The 1,045-nt window shown below is 60.7% G+C and carries 1 protein-coding gene; it reads left to right on the top strand.

The window, feature by feature from the left end:
• Positions 1-984, top strand: a 984-nt coding sequence (locus L610_RS19480) for an IS256 family transposase (protein ID WP_144707012.1), incomplete at its 5' end; no start/stop codon positions are given.
• Between the last annotated feature and the right edge of the window lie 61 nt (positions 985-1,045).

The raw sequence follows: 1,045 nt of genomic DNA, 5'->3' as shown, positions 1-1,045 counted from the left end.
CTTCGCATTCCGAAGCTCCGCACCGGCAGTTACTTCCCAAGCTTCCTGGAGCCGCGTCGCATGGCCGAAAAAGCCCTGACCGCGGTGATCCAGGAAGCCTACATCCAAGGTGTGTCGACCCGCTCGGTCGATGACCTGGTCAAGGCGATGGGCATGAGCGGCATCTCCAAGAGCCAGGTCTCCCGGCTCTGCGAGGAGATCGACGACAAGGTCAAAGCCTTCCTCTCACGGCCGATCGAGGGTGAGTGGCCCTACCTCTGGATAGACGCCACTTATCTCAAGGTCCGGCGTGGTGGCCGCATTGTCTCTGTCGCGGTCATCATCGCCGTGGGCGTCAACACCGACGGCCGGCGCGAGGTTCTGGGCATGGAGATCGGCACGTCCGAGGCAGAACCGATCTGGACAGAATTCCTGCGCAAGCTGACAAGACGGGGCTTGAGCGGCGTCAAGCTCGTCGTCTCCGATGCCCATGAAGGCATCAAGGCCGCCGTCTCCAAGGTCCTGTTGGCCACCTGGCAGCGCTGCAGGGTGCACTTCATGAGAAACGCACTGGCCCATGCAGGAAAGAGTGGACGACGCGTTGTCTCCGCCTTTATTGCCACGGCCTTTGCTCAGGACACGCCGGAGGCCGCAAGCGCCCAGTGGAGAGCTGTGGCCGACCAGATCAGGCCGAAGGTGCCCAAGCTCGCCACCCTCATGGACAGTGCCGAAGAAGATGTGCTGGCCTACATGACCTTTCCCAAACAACACTGGACCAAGCTTCACAGCACAAATCCGATCGAGCGACTGAATGGAGAAATCAAGCGGCGAACCGAGGTCGTCGGCATCTTTCCAAACGACAATGCCATCGTGCGCCTCGTCGGTGCGTTGCTGCTCGAGCAAAATGATGAGTGGGCGGTCCAGCGATCCAGATACCTGTCTCTTGAGACAATCGCCGCAATGAGCGATGATCCGCTCATCAGCCTGCCCGCTGCGGCAAGCTGATCCGGCACAGTCCGGAAGGCACGGCGATCGCATAAGCTACACCACCTCTCGGGACATCATC

The sequence above is a fragment of the Aminobacter sp. J44 genome, from assembly GCF_007829415.1.
Lineage (GTDB): Bacteria > Pseudomonadota > Alphaproteobacteria > Rhizobiales > Rhizobiaceae > Aerobium.
This window is presented reverse-complemented; position numbering and strand designations above follow the sequence as displayed.